Genomic DNA, 13,215 nt, shown 5'->3' on the forward strand with positions numbered 1-13,215 from the left:
CAGTGGATGATCACAGGAATCATAAACATGAACTCCAAGTGCTATTGCACAGGTCGGTCCCTCGTGGCCGGTCTGGTGGCAAGCGTACTGGCATTGCCGAGCCTCGCTGCCGCATTGACACTCAATGAAGCGCTGCGGATAGCCGAAAACAATGCGCCGTCGCTAACCGCACAAGATGCCAAAATTCAGGCTGCCAGCAGCGCGGCTATTCCAGCCGGTGAGCTACCCGACCCCAAGCTGCTGCTGGGTGTGCAGAACTACCCCATTGGCGGTCCGGATCGCTGGAGCATTGACCAGGATTTCATGACCATGCAAATGGTCGGGGTCAGGCAGGAGATGCCCAACAGCGACAAGCGCAAAGCGCGGATTGAGGTCGCCGATGCGGCCGTTGATCGCGCCGCTGCGGAGCGTCAAGTCGAACGTCTGAAGGTACGCCAGTCCACGGCGTTAGCTTGGATCAGTAGCTACTCGATTGAGCGCAAAGATGCGCTGTTCCAGGACTTCTACAAAGAAAACCGCCTGCTGAGCGATATCGTCCGGGCCCAGATTTCCGGTGGCCGCGCTCAACCCGCCGATGCGGTGACACCCAAGCAGGAAGCGGCTCAACTGGCGGAGCAACAGGACGATCTGATTCTCCAGAGAGCGCAGGCCCGAGCAGCCCTTAAACGCTGGATTGGCTCCGCCGCCAACAACAAGCCTGTGGGTAGCTTGCCAGAATGGCCCGTCGATGCCTCAAGCTACTTCCATAAACTGCAACACCACCCTGAGTTGGCAGCGTTTGCGCCGATGACCCGAGAGGCGCAAGCCAAGGTTCATGAAGCCGTGTCGGAGAAACAGTCGGACTGGAGCTGGGAACTGGATTACCAGCGCCGAGGCCGGGAGTTTGGCGATATGGTCAGCGTGCAATTTTCCTGGGACCTGCCGCTGTTTCCTGACTCCCGCCAAAACCCCAAAATTGCAGCCAAACAGGCTGAACTCAGTCAGCTTGAGGCCGAGCGCGAAGCGCTGTCACGTGAGCATACCCAGCAACTGGAAAACGAATTGGCTGACTATGAGCGCCTGAATCGCGCCGTGCGTCGCAACCAGGAAAGTCTGTTGCCGCTGGCCAAGGAAAAGGTCGAACTCAGCATGGCCAGTTATCGGTCTGGCAAAGGCGATTTAAATGCCGTTGTTGCCGCTCGACGTGAACTCATCGAAGTCCGCCTCAAACAGATCGACGTCGAAGAGCAGCGAGCACTGACCCGTGCGCGTCTGTATTTTGCTTATGGGGAGTTCAGCCAATGATCGGTAAAAAATGGACCGGGTCATTGCTGGTAGGCATCTCGCTGGCATTGGGTGTTGCTGGTGGTTACTGGTTCGCTCACCAGCGCATGAGCAAAGAACCCAATACCGCCCCGAAGCAGAGCCTCAATTCACCGGACGACCGCAAGGCTCTGTATTGGTACGACCCTATGTACCCGCAACAAAAGTTCGACAAGCCGGGTAAGTCCCCCTTCATGGACATGCAACTGGTCCCTCAGTACGCCAGCAGCGCAGGGAACCGGGCGGCCGTCAGTATCGATCCAAGTCTCACCCAAAACCTCGGGCTGCGTTTTGCGACAGTTACCCGTGGGATCTTTGATTCCAGCCTCGACGTGACCGGTGCCTTGACGTTCAACGAACGTGATGTAGCGGTGATTCAGGCCCGCACCACTGGCTTTGTGGAGCGGGTCTATGACCATGCTCCCGGTGATGTGCTCAAAGCCAATGCGGCGTTGGCGGATATCCTGGTGCCGGAGTGGGCCGCCGCCCAGATAGAGTTTCTTGCCCTGAAACGCAACGGTGATGCTGACCTGTTGGCTGCGGCGCGCCAGCGTCTGCGGCTCACAGGGATGCCGGCAGCACTGATTACTCAGGTGGAGCGTGGCGGTAAGGTTCAGCCGTACCTGACTCTGACCAGTCCCATTGCCGGTGTGCTGCAAGAGCTGAACGTACGCGCGGGTATGACCGTGGCGACCGGCGACACCCTGGCACGTGTCAATGGCTTGAGTAGTGTCTGGTTAGCCGTGGCTGTTCCAGAATCGGATGCCGGATCGATCACCGTGGGACAGGCGGTCGAAGCGCGTCTGCCGGCCTTCCCAGGGACAATGCTTAATGGCAAGGTCAGCGCGATTTTGCCCGAGACCAATCCAGACAGCCGCACCCTTCGTGTGCGGGTGGAACTACCCAATCCGGACGGGCGCCTCAGGCCGGGTTTGACGGCGCAGGTCCGCCTGAACCGCTCGACCGGGCAAAGTGTGTTGTGGGTGCCGAGCGAGGCCGTCATTCGCACTGGCCGACGTGCCTTGGTGATGCTCGCCGAAGACGCGGGTCGCTACAGTCCCGTGGAAGTGCAACTCGGGCAGGAAAGCGATGGCAAGACGGCGATATTGAAAGGTCTGGAAGAAGGACAGAAGGTGGTTACCTCTGGCCAGTTCCTGCTCGATTCGGAGGCCAGTCTAAAGGGCATTGTTGCCCGCTCAGAGGAAGAGTCACCACCCCGTGTAGCAGCCTCCAGCTTTCATGAAGCAGATGGGCAGATCGTTGAGATCAACGATAAAGAAGTCACACTTGCCCATGGTCCCTTCAAGACGCTGGGCATGCCGGGTATGACGATGACGTTCCCACTCGCTGGTCCGGCGCTGATGCAGGGCCTCAAAACGGGTGATAAGGTTCGGATTGCGGTGAGCCAGACCGATGATGGTTTGCGTGTTGAGCGTCTGGATAAATCGGGGAGCCAGCCATGATCGCTGCCCTGATTCGTTGGTCAGTGGCCAACCGATTCCTGGTGCTACTGGCGACGCTGTTTGTCACAGCTTGGGGCATTTGGTCGGTGCGGAGCACGCCCATCGATGCGCTGCCGGATCTCTCCGATGTTCAGGTGATCATCCGTACTCCTTATGCGGGACAAGCGCCGCAGATTGTTGAGAACCAGGTGACCTATCCGTTGGCCACCACCATGCTCTCAGTGCCGGGCGCCAAGACTGTGCGTGGTTATTCCTTCTTCGGTGACAGCTTCGTTTACGTGCTGTTCGAAGACGGCACAGACTTGTATTGGGCCCGCTCGCGGGTGTTGGAGTATCTGAGCCAAATACAAAGTCGGTTGCCGGCCAGCGCCAAGCCGGCGTTGGGACCGGATGCGACGGGGGTGGGTTGGATCTATCAGTACGCACTGGTGGATCGCAGTGGCGGACACGACCTGGCGCAGCTTCGCGCACTTCAGGACTGGTTCCTCAAGTTCGAACTAAAGACCCTGCCCAACGTTGCGGAAGTGGCCACCGTGGGCGGCATGGTCAAGCAGTACCAGGTGCAGCTCGATCCGCTCAAATTGGCCAGCCTCGGTATCACTCAGGCTGAGGTGACTGAAGCTATCGGCAAGGCCAACCAGGAAACCGGTGGTGCCGTGCTGGAGATGGCTGAGACCGAGTTCATCGTGCGTGCTTCCGGCTACCTGAAGACGCTCAATGACTTTCGGGCGATCCCGCTCAAGCTGGGTTCGGGCGGTGTACCGGTAACCCTTGGCGATGTCGCCACGATTCAGTTGGGACCGGAAATGCGGCGTGGCATTACTGAACTCGACGGCGAAGGCGAGACCGTCGGCGGCGTGGTGATTTTGCGCAGCGGCAAGAATGCTCGCGAGACCATTGCAGCGGTCAAGACCAAGCTCGACGAACTGAAAAGCAGTCTGCCGGCTGGTGTGGAAATCGTCACCACCTACGACCGCAGTAAGCTGATCGACCGCGCCGTGGAAAACCTCAGCCACAAGCTCATCGAAGAGTTCATCGTTGTCGCGCTGGTCTGCGGGATCTTTCTCTGGCACCTGCGCTCATCCCTGGTGGCGATCATTTCGCTGCCGGTGGGGGTGCTGATTGCCTTCATCGTCATGCGCTACCAGGGCATCAACGCCAACATCATGTCCTTGGGCGGGATAGCCATCGCCATCGGCGCCATGGTCGATGCGGCCGTAGTGATGATCGAGAACGCCCACAAGAAGATTGAGGCTTGGCACGCGGCCAATCCGGGGGAAGAACTGAAAGGTGAGCGTCATTGGCACGTAATGACCGAAGCAGCTGCAGAGGTTGGCCCGGCGCTGTTCTTCTGTTTGTTGATCATCACCCTGTCGTTCATTCCGGTGTTCACGCTGGAAGCTCAGGAGGGACGGCTGTTCGGTCCTTTGGCCTTCACCAAGACCTACGCCATGGCCGCTGCGGCGGGATTGTCAGTGACCTTGGTGCCGGTGCTGATGGGCTACTGGATTCGAGGGCGCATCCCCAGTGAACAACAGAACCCGTTGAACCGGTGGTTGATTCGGATTTATCAGCCAGCCCTGGACGCAGTCTTGCGTCGACCAAAGATCACGCTGCTGGTGGCGCTATTGGTTTTTGTCAGTGCGCTATGGCCAATGTCTCAACTGGGTGGCGAGTTTCTCCCCCCGCTGGACGAGGGTGACCTGCTCTATATGCCTTCTGCTCTGCCGGGATTATCGGCGCAGAAAGCCGCGCAACTGCTGCAACAGACTGACCGCCTGATCAAGACCGTTCCAGAGGTCGAACATGTCTTCGGTAAAGCGGGGCGTGCTGAAACCGCCACCGACCCGGCACCCTTGGAAATGTTCGAAACCACGATTCAGTTCAAACCACATGAGCAGTGGCGTCCAGGCATGACCCAGGAAAAGTTGGTGGAAGAACTGGATCGAGTGGTGCGAGTTCCTGGGCTGACGAACATCTGGATACCACCGATTCGCAACCGTATCGACATGCTTGCCACGGGGATCAAGAGTCCTATCGGAGTGAAAGTTGCCGGCACCAACCTATCGGAGATCGATGCCGCGACTCAGGCCGTCGAGCGAGTGGCCAAGGGCGTGCCCGGTGTCAGTTCGGCTCTGGCCGAGCGACTGACCGGTGGCCGCTATATCGATGTGGATATCGACCGCAAAGCCGCCGCCCGCTACGGACTGAACATCGCCGATGTGCAATCCATTGTGGCCGGCGCTATCGGCGGTGAAAACGTCGGCGAGACCATTGAAGGGCTCGCACGCTTCCCGATCAACGTACGTTACCCACGGGAATGGCGTGACTCACTCGGCGCCCTGGAGCAATTGCCGATCTATACCCCTCTGGGGAGCCAGATCACCCTCGGCACCGTGGCGAAGGTCAAGGTCACGGACGGTCCACCGATGCTCAAGAGCGAGAACGCAAGACCTTCAGGCTGGGTGTATATCGACGTGCGTGGCCGGGACATTGCCTCGGTAGTCGCCGATCTACGCCGGGTCGTCAATGCACAGGTCAAGTTGCAGCCCGGCATGAGCCTGAGTTATTCAGGGCAGTTCGAGTTTCTCGAAAGGGCCAACGCACGACTTAAACTAGTGGTGCCTGCCACGCTGTTGATCATCTTCGTGTTGCTCTACCTGACTTTTGCTCGCTTCGATGAGGCCCTGCTGATCATGGCCACTCTGCCATTCGCACTGACTGGCGGAGCATGGTTCCTCTATCTGTTGGGATTCAACCTGTCAGTCGCCACCGGGGTCGGTTTTATCGCACTGGCCGGAGTGTCTGCCGAATTTGGCGTGATTATGCTGCTCTACCTGAAGAACGCCTGGGCCGAACGTGAAGACCTCGGCGACAACACTGAGCGCGGGCTCGTTGAGGCCATTCGAGAAGGCGCCGTGCAGCGTGTTCGACCCAAAGCCATGACCGTGGCCGTGATCATTGCCGGCCTTCTACCCATTTTGTTGGGCAGCGGTACTGGTAGCGAAGTGATGAGCCGCATCGCCGCGCCGATGGTCGGCGGCATGATCACGGCACCCTTGCTTTCCCTGTTTGTCATTCCGGCAGCCTATCGCCTGATGCGTCGCCGGCACCTCTCATCTGAACCCGCCAACCCTCAAGGAAAAGTCGTATGAAACTGACCCTGATTGCAGTTGCAAGCACCCTATTCACGTTATCTCTTTCGGCGCACGCAGAGGATATGCCTGGCATGAAAATGGACGAAATGGAGGGCATGCAGATGAAGCAGGAAACAAAGCAGGCTCCAGTCGCTACCGCCGACGGAACGATCAAGGCTATCGATTCTACGAAGCATACGGTGACTATCTCTCACGGCGCTGTTCCAGTTGTTCAATGGCCACCGATGACCATGGGTTTTTCTGCAACGGAAGAACAGCTAACAGGGCTGACGACGGGAGATCGCGTGACATTTTCGTTTCGGCTAGAGGGCGGCAAAGCCACAATTGTGACCCTCAAAAAGTAAAACAGCAGCGGCGAAAATGACCGTCACGTTTTGTCGTACCGGTCATTTCCAATACATCTGCTTGTCGGAAAAATCGATACGTCAGTGATGTTGCTCGCGGGGAAGGTGCAGATGACCGTGAGAAAGAGCAAGGCTCAAGTTTGGGAGAACGAAAGAGGCTCAACCTCAAATGTAAAGCTGAGCACGTAAAGAAGTGGGGACTAAAGTGGGGCTAAATGGAAAGCATGAGCAAAGAACCAAACTAGAAAATCGCTAACTCATTGATTTAAATGGTGTCCCAGGGCAGGTTCGAACTGCCAACCTTCCCCTTAGGAGGGGGATGCTCTATCCAATTGAGCTACTGAGACACAAATCGCCCGCAAGGAATGCAGTGCGATGGACGGCGTGCATGTTAACGGGCAGGCCTGCTTTTGTCATGTCGTCCGTAGGGCTTTTTAAGTGTAGGCAGACGCCCTTAGCCCCCGTAGCTTAATTTACCGTGCAAATTGCATCCTCTCAAAATGCCAGCATTGCAATTTGCAATGACAGCCTCTTTGAATAATAAGTTAATTCTTTGTTTTTAAAGGATTTAATAGCCGTTAGACTCTTGGCACGCGGGCTGCTTTAGCTGTTCTCACGAACAACCGAGGCCAGCCTCATGAACAGCGTCCTTTTACTCTCGAATGCGATCGCCCTTACCGTTCTGCTGGGTTCTCATTTTGCCCCCGAGAACGACGCTGTCCAGGTGGCGCAACGAATGCCCCATTACCTGCAGCTGCAAAAAGCCCCGCAATTGGCCGTCATGAACGACCAGCGCGGCTTTGTTGGCCAGGACGTGAGCCAGGAAAATTACTCGCTGGTGTCGCAGTCTTCGGAACGCTTGGTATTTTGAATCACCCTATCAGGAGCACAGCATGTCCAAATCAGCCGCAGGATTTTTGATCCTTGCCTTACTGAGCGGCATTGTTCATTTGTCATGGGTCCCGGATGCGGTCGCCACCCTGCCCCTGATTGCCTGCGGCGTTTTCGGCGCGTTGTTCGTGCTGGCGCTGATTGTCGGGCGCAAAATCAAGTTCGATCCGGTTTTACGCTGAGCTTCAACAAATTCAGAAGATGCTCAACCGTGGCATTTAGCTCGCCAGAGTTGTCGAGTTGATGGATGTGCGTGTCACCGAGTGAATCCTCAGCCGTAAATAGCCCGTTACGGCGCAATCTCGCTTCAATTTCCTCAACGCTCTCACGTCCACGTCGCAGCAGACGTTCGCGCAACACTTCATCCTTGACCGTCAACAGCACCGGCAGCAGCGTGGGATAGCGTTGTAGCGCCTGCGCAAGGTGGCCCCGAGAGCCGTTGACCAATACATGACGGCCGTCCTTCAGCCAATGGTCGATCTGGACTGGAATTCCGTAATCCAAGCCATTGGCGTGCCACGACAGCGCGAAATCACCCTTGCCTAGGCGTTGCGCGAATTCCTCGCGGGAGACTCCGATGGCGTCTTCGCCCACGGATTCGGCAGAGCGGGTGATGACACGGCGCACCACTTCTCCGTTCATCGCACATAACGGTTGTCGAGCCGCTTCGATGAGGCTGTCTTTGCCGGATCCGGAAGGCCCCATCAAGTAAATCAACCTGCCATCCATCCTGAATCATCCCCCACTGCGGGTCTGCCACTAGTAAATCGGCCATTTGCCACTATCCTGTATAAGGTAAGGACCAAGGATCGAATCCGCATAGCATGCACCTTCAGGCGTCTTTGGGCATTACCTGAGGGGCAGAGGCTGCGGTCAGCGATACGGACTTGGGGCAAAGTTTTCAAACCAGTCCGCATTTCTGATAATGGTGCTGGCATAACGCCTTTACCTAGCTCAATATTTGTCACAGAATTGACGCCAATGATCTGGCTGCTTTGAGGCATGATGCGAGCCTCTATCAATTCAGGTTGAACATTTGGCCAGAGAGCTTGTCCTATCAGACATCCTGCGGCCAATCCCGAGAACCGCTCCCCTGAACTAACCGGTTAAATATATGCGCCCATTGAAACAGGCAATTTATTCCAGCCGTACGGCTGACAAGTTCGTCGTACGTCTGCCAGACGGAATGCGTGAACGCATTGCCGAGGTGGCTCGCAATCATCATCGCAGCATGAACTCCGAAATCATTGCGCGCCTTGAGCAGAGTCTTATTCAGGAAGGTGCACTGGGCGAAGAATTGAGCATGCGCCTGGACAGCCCGGAGCTGTCATTGCACGAACGTGAACTGCTGCAACGCTTCCGCCAACTCTCCCACCGTCAGCAAAATGCACTTGTTTCGCTGATTGCCCATGACGCCGAAATGGCCGCAGACGCTTCCTGATTCAACCCGAAAGCTCAAGCCAGCATAATCGCTGGCTTTTTTTTGCCTGAAATTTGCCAATAAAAAACCCGCCGATTTGGCGGGTTAGTTGCTCTTGTAGGAGCCAGACTTGCCGGCGAAGGCGTACTTGAGATCGCCTTCGCCGGCAAGCCTGGCTCCTACAGTGTCGTTTTTACCATTCGATTAGCGGGTTTCAATTGGAAATCAGAGCAGGAATATCGTCGCCAGCCCGAGGAAGATGAAGAACCCGCCACTGTCGGTCATGGCGGTGATCATCACACTGGCACCCATCGCAGGGTCGCGCCCAAGCCGCGCCAGGGTCATCGGAATCAAAACGCCCATCAACGCCGCAAGCAACAGGTTAAGCGTCATGGCGGCGGTCATCACCACGCCCAGTGACCAGCTGCCATAAAGCAGATAGGCCACGACGCCAATCACGCCGCCCCAGACCAGGCCATTGATCAAACCGACGGCCAGTTCTTTGCGCATCAGTCGTGACGTATTGCCGGTGCTTACCTGGTCCAGCGCCATGGCTCGAACGATCATGGTGATTGTCTGGTTGCCGGAGTTGCCACCAATACCGGCCACGATCGGCATCAATGCCGCCAGGGCCACCAGTTTTTCGATGGAGCCTTCGAACAGGCCGATCACGCGAGATGCGATGAATGCGGTGATCAGGTTGACCGCCAGCCAGGCCCAACGGTTACGCAGGGATTTCCAGACAGAGGCGAAAATGTCTTCTTCTTCGCGCAGACCCGCCATGTTGAGAACTTCGTTCTCGCTCTCTTCACGGATCAGGTCGACCATTTCATCGATGGTCAGACGGCCGATCAGCTTGCCGTTCTTGTCGACCACAGGCGCCGAGATCAAGTCGTAACGTTCGAAGGCCTGAGCGGCGTCGTAGGCGTCCTCGTCCGGGTGAAAACTCACCGGGTCGCTGGCCATGACTTCCGAAACCTGTTTTTCCGGGTCGTTTACCAGCAATCGCTTGATTGGCAGCACGCCCTTGAGCACGCCGTCGTAGTCGACCACAAACAGCTTGTCGGTGTGGCCCGGCAGCTCCTTGAGACGACGCAGGTAACGCAGAACGACTTCGAGACTGACATCCTCGCGGATGGTCACCATCTCGAAGTCCATCAATGCACCGACCTGCTCCTCGTCATAGGACAACGCGGAGCGGACGCGCTCACGCTGTTGACCATCGAGGGTTTCCATCAGCTCGTGGACGACGTCTCGCGGCAGCTCGGAAGCCAGGTCAGCAAGTTCGTCGGCGTCCATGTCCTTGGCCGCAGCCAGGAGCTCGTGATCGTCCATGTCGGCGATCAGGGTTTCACGAACCGAGTCGGATACTTCGAGGAGGATGTCGCCGTCGCGATCAGCCTTGACCAATTGCCATAGCGTCAGACGATCGTCGAGCGGCAAGGCTTCAAGGATGTAGGCAACGTCGGCAGAGTGCAGATCATCAAGCTTGCGTTGCAGCTCGACGAGGTTTTGCCGGTGAACCAGGTTCTCGACCCGTTCGTGATGCGGACCTTCCTGGCGATGAGTCAGGTCTTCGACCACCCGCTGGCGTTGCAGCAGCTCAACGACTTGAGCGAGGCGGTCCTGCAAGCTTTCCTGCGTTTTCTTTACTTCAACTTCGGACATAGGCGAACTCCACTCCCAGCAGCGGGGCACGCCGGAAGGATCAATCAGTCAATTCATGATTGGAAAAACGGGATACTGAGTAACTACTGGGTAAGTCCATGGAGGTATTCCACAAGCCCCGGCGGGGCTGACGGGCGCAATGATACACCGCCCGCCGGTTTTAAACGTTAAAAAATCGTGGCTGAAACAAGCGGTTGCAAGACAAAGCTGAGTGCAGTCCTGATTTCTCCAACTGCGACGACTCATTCTGAAAAGAAAACACACCCTCGTCGAAAAATGTAGCGGCTACCCTGACATGGACCGTCATGGAGGACGTTTGATGCCATCGATTACTGTTTATTTTTTACTGCTTGCCCTGATCTGCCTCTCGCCCCGGTTGCATGCAGCCACCATTCACCGCTGCGAAGCACCCGACGGCCGCCTCACCTTCACGACCTTGAGCTGCACGGACGGTGAGAGCCTCTCTCTGCAGGATGTGCGCGCCTTCATGCCTGGCAACCCGGTAGCGCTCATGCCGGAGGCTGACGCCCGGGAAGCACCCGCAACGAAAATCAAAAGGAAGGAGCCAACCGTTGTCGGCCAGTCCGAGGACAAGTGTGGAAACCTGATGACTGCCAAGGAGCGTCGCGAAGCAATCATCAATCAACGGATAGTCGCCGGCATGACACAACAGGACGTCGAGAGCGCTCTGGGCAAGCCGGACAAGATCAGTATCAGGAATTCAGCAACGAGCTACCGCTACGACATCAAGCGAGGTCGTAGCGCACACGTCGAGTTCGATGAGAAAGGATGCACGAAGGGAAAAGCCAAATCCCGGACGGCAAAAAGCCCGCGTTAAACGCGGGCTTTTTGTTGTTTGGTGCACTCGACAGGATTCGAACCTGTGACCGCTCGGTTCGTAGCCGAGTACTCTATCCAGCTGAGCTACGAGTGCATTTGTGTTTTTATACCAGATCACAACTGGTTGAAGCCAAGTCATTCGCATTGCTGCAAACAACTCTTAAATGGTGCACTCGACAGGATTCGAACCTGTGACCGCTCGGTTCGTAGCCGAGTACTCTATCCAGCTGAGCTACGAGTGCATTTGTTGCCGCGCATTATAGGCCGTCTAATCTCTATGTAAAGCACTTTTTCTAGTAATTTCAAACACTTACCGAAAAAGCCAGATTACAACGTACTACGCAAATAATGGCGGAGAACGGGGGATTCGAACCCCCGACACCCTTTTGAGGTGTACTCCCTTAGCAGGGGAGCGCCTTCGGCCACTCGGCCAGCTCTCCGCAACACGGGGCGTATATTAACCAGCTTCTTCCCCGTTTGCAAACATAAAAAACGATAAAAATTAATGGCTTGGTTCGTCGTCCTTCTCTTTCTTGATCCGCAAGTAGATTTCCTCACGGTGAACCGCAACCTCTTTAGGTGCGTTAACGCCAATACGCACTTGATTTCCTTTGACGCCGAGCACGGTCACGGTGATTTCGCCATCACCAATAATCAGGCTTTCTGCGCACCGACGAGTCAGAATCAGCATACCTTTCTCCTCACGCATTTCATTTCAGGGACAACAGTCTGCAAAAAAAAGGCAATTCGACCTACAACCGGAACGATCGCAGCCCTACATGCCTGAGTATTGACCAGCGCGAGCAAAAGAACAGTTCCTGGGTCGCGCTATTCAAAAAAGACAAAGGGCGCGGTCAGACCGCGCCCTTTGGCAAACGCATCACTCGCCTGTTCGGGCCGGTGCGTCCAGTTCGAAAGCCGTGTGCAGAGCGCGCACAGCCAGCTCCAGATACTTCTCTTCGATCACAACGGAGACTTTGATCTCCGACGTCGAGATCATCTGGATGTTGATGCTTTCTTTCGCCAGGGATTCGAACATGCGGCTGGCCACGCCTGCGTGGGAACGCATGCCGACGCCGACGATCGAGACCTTGGCGATCTTGATGTCACCCACCACTTCACGGGCACCGATCTCGCGAGCGGTGTTTTCCAGCACGGTTTGTGCGGCCTGGAAGTCATTGCGGTGCACGGTGAAGGTGAAGTCGGTGGTGTTATCGTGCGCAACGTTCTGCACGATCATGTCGACTTCGATGTTCGCGGCACTGATCGGGCCGAGAATCTTGAATGCAACGCCCGGGGTGTCTGGCACGCCACGGATGGTCAGCTTGGCTTCATCGCGATTGAAAGCGATGCCGGAAATGATCGGCTGTTCCATGGTTTCCTCTTCATCAATAGTAATGAGGGTGCCCGGACCCTCCTTGAAGCTGTGCAGTACGCGCAGCGGTACGTTGTACTTGCCGGCGAATTCCACCGCACGGATCTGCAATACCTTGGAACCGAGGCTGGCCATTTCCAGCATCTCTTCAAAGGTAATCTTGTCCAGGCGCTGAGCCACGGACACCACACGCGGGTCGGTGGTGTAGACACCATCGACATCGGTGTAGATCTGGCATTCATCAGCCTTCAAGGCTGCTGCCAGTGCCACGCCGGTGGTGTCGGAACCGCCACGACCGAGGGTGGTGATGTTGCCGTGCTCGTCGACGCCCTGGAAACCGGCGACAACCACCACACGACCTGCCTTCAGATCACCGCGAATCTTCTGGTCATCAATCTGCAAGATACGCGCTTTATTGTGCGCGCTGTCCGTCAGAATCCGCACCTGGTTGCCGGTGTACGACACCGCTGGCACGCCGCGCTTGATCAGCGCCATGGCCAACAGTGCAATCGTCACCTGCTCGCCCGTGGAAACGATCACATCCAGTTCACGCGGAACCGGTTGGCCGTCACCACTGATTTGCTTGGCCAGATCGATCAGACGGTTGGTTTCGCCGCTCATTGCCGACAGGACAACCACCAGGTCGTCGCCGGCATCGCGGAATTTCTTAACCTTGTCGGCGACCTGCTCGATTCTCTCGACAGTGCCGACTGAGGTGCCTCCAAATTTCTGTACGATCAAAGCCATTTCAAAG

12 protein-coding genes and 4 tRNA genes are annotated in these 13,215 nt (G+C 56.5%); 8 read left to right on the forward strand and 8 right to left on the reverse strand.

All coding sequences use genetic code 11. The annotated features are described in order from the left end of the window. Window positions 1-27 precede the first annotated feature (27 nt). Genes ACYZTY_RS20725 through ACYZTY_RS20740 form a run of 4 tightly spaced genes read left to right on the forward strand, consistent with a single transcriptional unit; the run spans window position 28 to window position 6,267 of the window. Complete coding sequence (locus ACYZTY_RS20725) at window positions 28-1,284, forward strand: TolC family protein (RefSeq protein WP_461955268.1); 1,257 nt, start codon at window positions 28-30, stop codon at window positions 1,282-1,284. Continuing rightward, window positions 1,281-2,765: an efflux RND transporter periplasmic adaptor subunit gene (locus ACYZTY_RS20730; protein WP_461955269.1), complete on the forward strand. Its 1,485-nt coding sequence runs from the start codon at window positions 1,281-1,283 to the stop codon at window positions 2,763-2,765. Before ACYZTY_RS20725 ends, ACYZTY_RS20730 begins: the two co-directional genes overlap by 4 nt. Next, the gene (locus ACYZTY_RS20735) at window positions 2,762-5,920 is read left to right on the forward strand and encodes an efflux RND transporter permease subunit (protein WP_461955270.1); all 3,159 of its coding nucleotides are present in this window, start codon (window positions 2,762-2,764) and stop codon (window positions 5,918-5,920) included. The genes ACYZTY_RS20730 and ACYZTY_RS20735 overlap by 4 nt, the downstream gene beginning before the upstream one ends. Then, a complete protein-coding gene (locus ACYZTY_RS20740; protein ID WP_461955271.1) occupies window positions 5,917-6,267 on the forward strand; it encodes a copper-binding protein in 351 nt (116 codons plus the stop codon). Before ACYZTY_RS20735 ends, ACYZTY_RS20740 begins: the two co-directional genes overlap by 4 nt. Before the next feature lie 270 nt (window positions 6,268-6,537). Here the strand turns inward: ACYZTY_RS20740 and ACYZTY_RS20745 are convergent. Then, a tRNA-Arg gene (locus ACYZTY_RS20745) sits at window positions 6,538-6,614 on the reverse strand. Between the two features lie 290 nt (window positions 6,615-6,904). On the opposite strand from ACYZTY_RS20745, the gene ACYZTY_RS20750 reads away from it, so the two are divergent. Then, window positions 6,905-7,138: a hypothetical protein gene (locus ACYZTY_RS20750; protein WP_461955272.1), complete on the forward strand. Its 234-nt coding sequence runs from the start codon at window positions 6,905-6,907 to the stop codon at window positions 7,136-7,138. A 22-nt stretch (window positions 7,139-7,160) separates the two neighbouring features. Beyond that, window positions 7,161-7,340: a PA3371 family protein gene (locus tag ACYZTY_RS20755; protein ID WP_461955273.1), complete on the forward strand. Its 180-nt coding sequence runs from the start codon at window positions 7,161-7,163 to the stop codon at window positions 7,338-7,340. On the opposite strand, the gene phnN is transcribed toward ACYZTY_RS20755, so the two are convergent. Further along, on the reverse strand, window positions 7,315-7,887 hold the full coding sequence (gene phnN, locus ACYZTY_RS20760) for a phosphonate metabolism protein/1,5-bisphosphokinase (PRPP-forming) PhnN (protein ID WP_461955274.1): 573 nt from the start codon (window positions 7,885-7,887) through the stop codon (window positions 7,315-7,317). The genes ACYZTY_RS20755 and phnN overlap by 26 nt on opposite strands. Window positions 7,888-8,272: 385 nt before the next feature. Between phnN and ACYZTY_RS20765 the strand changes: the two genes are divergently transcribed. After that, complete coding sequence (locus ACYZTY_RS20765) at window positions 8,273-8,599, forward strand: Arc family DNA-binding protein (RefSeq protein ID WP_003178899.1); 327 nt, start codon at window positions 8,273-8,275, stop codon at window positions 8,597-8,599. A 204-nt stretch (window positions 8,600-8,803) separates the two neighbouring features. On the opposite strand, the gene mgtE is transcribed toward ACYZTY_RS20765, so the two are convergent. Continuing rightward, entirely contained in the window at window positions 8,804-10,246 is a 1,443-nt protein-coding gene (gene mgtE / locus ACYZTY_RS20770; RefSeq protein WP_131059681.1) for a magnesium transporter, read from the reverse strand. Window positions 10,247-10,565: 319 nt separating this feature from the next. Here mgtE and ACYZTY_RS20775 point away from each other — a divergent pair, with 319 nt between their 5' ends. Continuing rightward, window positions 10,566-11,084: a cell envelope protein SmpA gene (locus tag ACYZTY_RS20775; protein ID WP_461955275.1), complete on the forward strand. Its 519-nt coding sequence runs from the start codon at window positions 10,566-10,568 to the stop codon at window positions 11,082-11,084. Between the two features lie 19 nt (window positions 11,085-11,103). On the opposite strand, the gene ACYZTY_RS20780 is transcribed toward ACYZTY_RS20775, so the two are convergent. From ACYZTY_RS20780 to ACYZTY_RS20800, 5 genes are all read right to left on the reverse strand, one after another. Further along, window positions 11,104-11,180 (reverse strand) — tRNA-Arg (locus ACYZTY_RS20780). A gap of 71 nt (window positions 11,181-11,251) precedes the next feature. Then, a tRNA-Arg gene (locus ACYZTY_RS20785) sits at window positions 11,252-11,328 on the reverse strand. A gap of 107 nt (window positions 11,329-11,435) precedes the next feature. After that, window positions 11,436-11,526: transfer RNA gene (locus tag ACYZTY_RS20790), tRNA-Ser, on the reverse strand. A 62-nt stretch (window positions 11,527-11,588) separates the two neighbouring features. Then, window positions 11,589-11,777 carry a carbon storage regulator CsrA gene (csrA, locus tag ACYZTY_RS20795; RefSeq protein WP_003178872.1) on the reverse strand — a complete coding sequence of 63 codons (189 nt, stop codon included), beginning with the start codon at window positions 11,775-11,777 and terminating at the stop codon, window positions 11,589-11,591. A gap of 189 nt (window positions 11,778-11,966) precedes the next feature. After that, window positions 11,967-13,208, reverse strand: coding sequence for an aspartate kinase (locus ACYZTY_RS20800; protein ID WP_008033100.1), 1,242 nt, complete (start codon window positions 13,206-13,208; stop codon window positions 11,967-11,969). Between the last annotated feature and the right edge of the window lie 7 nt (window positions 13,209-13,215).

The sequence above is a fragment of the Pseudomonas sp. LB1P83 genome (assembly GCF_054897885.1).

Coding starts and splice junctions, on each gene's coding strand:
- ACYZTY_RS20725 (WP_461955268.1), top strand. CDS start 28: ATGAACTCCAAGTGCTATTGCACAGGTCGGTCCCTCGTGGCCGGTCTG.
- ACYZTY_RS20730 (WP_461955269.1), top strand. CDS start 1,281: ATGATCGGTAAAAAATGGACCGGGTCATTGCTGGTAGGCATCTCGCTG.
- ACYZTY_RS20735 (WP_461955270.1), top strand. CDS start 2,762: ATGATCGCTGCCCTGATTCGTTGGTCAGTGGCCAACCGATTCCTGGTG.
- ACYZTY_RS20740 (WP_461955271.1), top strand. CDS start 5,917: ATGAAACTGACCCTGATTGCAGTTGCAAGCACCCTATTCACGTTATCT.
- ACYZTY_RS20750 (WP_461955272.1), top strand. CDS start 6,905: ATGAACAGCGTCCTTTTACTCTCGAATGCGATCGCCCTTACCGTTCTG.
- ACYZTY_RS20755 (WP_461955273.1), top strand. CDS start 7,161: ATGTCCAAATCAGCCGCAGGATTTTTGATCCTTGCCTTACTGAGCGGC.
- phnN (WP_461955274.1), bottom strand. CDS start 7,887: ATGGATGGCAGGTTGATTTACTTGATGGGGCCTTCCGGATCCGGCAAA.
- ACYZTY_RS20765 (WP_003178899.1), top strand. CDS start 8,273: ATGCGCCCATTGAAACAGGCAATTTATTCCAGCCGTACGGCTGACAAG.
- mgtE (WP_131059681.1), bottom strand. CDS start 10,246: ATGTCCGAAGTTGAAGTAAAGAAAACGCAGGAAAGCTTGCAGGACCGC.
- ACYZTY_RS20775 (WP_461955275.1), top strand. CDS start 10,566: ATGCCATCGATTACTGTTTATTTTTTACTGCTTGCCCTGATCTGCCTC.
- csrA (WP_003178872.1), bottom strand. CDS start 11,777: ATGCTGATTCTGACTCGTCGGTGCGCAGAAAGCCTGATTATTGGTGAT.
- ACYZTY_RS20800 (WP_008033100.1), bottom strand. CDS start 13,208: ATGGCTTTGATCGTACAGAAATTTGGAGGCACCTCAGTCGGCACTGTC.